Origin of the sequence: Deinococcus aerophilus (assembly GCF_014647075.1) — a bacterium.
Taxonomy (GTDB): Bacteria; Deinococcota; Deinococci; order Deinococcales; family Deinococcaceae; genus Deinococcus; species Deinococcus aerophilus.
Window position 1 is genome coordinate 1 of record NZ_BMOM01000069.1, and the last position, 2,090, is coordinate 2,090.

Genomic DNA, 2,090 nt, shown 5'->3' on the forward strand with positions numbered 1-2,090 from the left:
TCCCACCTGCCGAGTTCGCCGCCCGCTACACTGCCGCCCAGATGTGACTTGCCCCGCGGTCCGCTTGATTGGGTTCACTCCAATCTGACCCGGCTGGGCAACCACCGTGCTTTCCAGGAATCGTTTCAAATTGCGTGCCAAGCTGCAGCGGTCAGCGAAAGCCCACTCACCCTGGCGCGCATTGATGTTGATGAATTCAAGAACATCAATGACCTGTACGGCCACCTGTACGGCGATCAGATATTGAGTCGGCTGGGACAGCATCTCCAGCAGCAATTCCCCGGCGCGGCTTTCCGGATCGGAGGCGACGAATTCGCCGTGCTGCTGAACAGTCCCCCGAGCGGGGCGGTGGCCTCGCTTCATCAGCTGTGTCAACGGGTCAAGCATGCCGAACCCCTGACCCTGAGTGTGGGCACCAGTTCCATCGCTGCCCACACTCAGGATCCCACGGATCTGCATGCGCAGGCCGACGCGGCGCTGTACGAAGCCAAGCGTCAGGGAAGAGACCGCGTGGTGCACTACAGCGAGGTCGTCAACCACACGCCGGTCACGCCTCAGGAACGCAACAAGGCTGTGCGCGGCATTCTGGAGCAGCAACAGGTCGACGTTGCTTTTCAGGTGATCTGGGACATCCGGCGCGACCGGCCTTTCGCCTACGAGGCGCTGGCCCGGTTTCCGGAGGCGTCTGAGCCTCTGGGTCCGCAAGAGGTGTTTGATATCGCCGCCACTCTGGGCCGCGTGCCGGAACTGGACCGTCTGTGCTGGACCCGGGCACTCAGTCGCGCTGCTTCCCTGCCGGCCGATACCCTGCTCTTCATTAATTTCTCTCCATTGACGCTTGAGCGCGACGAATTGCTGGCTCCAGCTCTGCTGACGGCCGTGGAAGCTGCAGGGCTGAGGGCTGGGCAGGTGGTCCTGGAAATCACGGAACAAGGCGTCGGGCACCTCACGCCGCTGCTGCGGCAGATGAACCACCTGCGTGAGGCAGGCTTTCAGCTGGCGCTGGACGACACAGGCGCAGGCAATTCGGGACTGGGAATTTTACGCCAGCTGCACATCGACTTCATCAAACTGGACCGCACCCTGGGCTCCAGGGCCCCGGACGACCGCGCCGCGAACGCTGCGATGGCTGCCATGTTGGCCTACAGCGGACATATGGGAAGTCGTGTGGTGGTTGAAGGCATTGAGACGCCGACCATGCTCCGTCATGCCATCAGTCTGGGGGCCGATCTCGCTCAGGGGTTCTTGCTGGGTCGTCCCGCCACGGACTTTGACGTCCCGCAGTGAACCGGGCGCTGCAGCAGACCGGCAGCGCCAGAACGCAAACGCCAGACCACACCAATCTCCTCCCTGGACAACTGCATCAGCGGGGTTCTGGCACCTCAAGCCCGGAGGGCTGCTGAGCTGTGACTGACCGCAAGCCCTACCATCACCGCTTTTCCCTCAGCATCATCGGTTCCACTCTATGGTTCTAACACCGCTTCCCCCTCGGCCACCGGGATGTCGAAGTATTGCTGCTGGAACGAGATATTTGTGTCACCTGTGAATTCATATGGACGTGGTGCATCACGTTCAGATCACCAGAGTCAAAGCAGCGTGCGATCCGATGTCGGGCGTCTTGCGAAGTTGGGGTTGGAAGGCCCAACGGACTTGCGGTGGAGCGCAGATTTGGCCTGGATCAGCGCCATGAGTACCTCTGCAGGACGTCGAAGGGCGTCCAGACGGCAATGTGGACAAGTGCTGAGGACTCCAGCTGCAACTGTATAAAGGAAGTTGTAAGCCTTCTGTAAGTGAGAGAAAAATAATACTGATGCAGGTTGCATGAGTGGTTCATTCTAAATTCCGTCGTACCTGATTCAGCTGGAGTCGGCAGAAATTTTGCTTGTAAAAAGCTTTTCAAGCAATAGTTCTGTTTTTATTGACTTAAATCGCGAATCCAACGTGTCCACAACCAATGTCAAAACGTTACAGGCGCCCTTTCCCTCCAGGTCGGCGCTCAGGAGATTTCATGAAAAAGATTGTTGTTGCCGCCCTGTCCGCTGCTCTGATGTCGACCGCCTTTGCGGGAACGGCCAGCACCTCTGTCACCA

At 59.1% G+C, this 2,090-nt stretch carries 1 protein-coding gene and 1 pseudogene; both read left to right on the plus strand.

Translation table 11 applies throughout. The annotated features are described in order from the left end of the window. Nucleotides 1-1,287: EAL domain-containing protein (locus tag IEY21_RS16580; RefSeq protein WP_229753189.1), on the plus strand; the 1,287-nt coding region annotated here is incomplete at its 5' end. Nucleotides 1,288-1,406: 119 nt separating this feature from the next. Continuing rightward, nucleotides 1,407-1,539 (plus strand): annotated as a pseudogene (locus IEY21_RS16970) (IS6 family transposase); the annotation flags it as partial. Between the last annotated feature and the right edge of the window lie 551 nt (nt 1,540-2,090).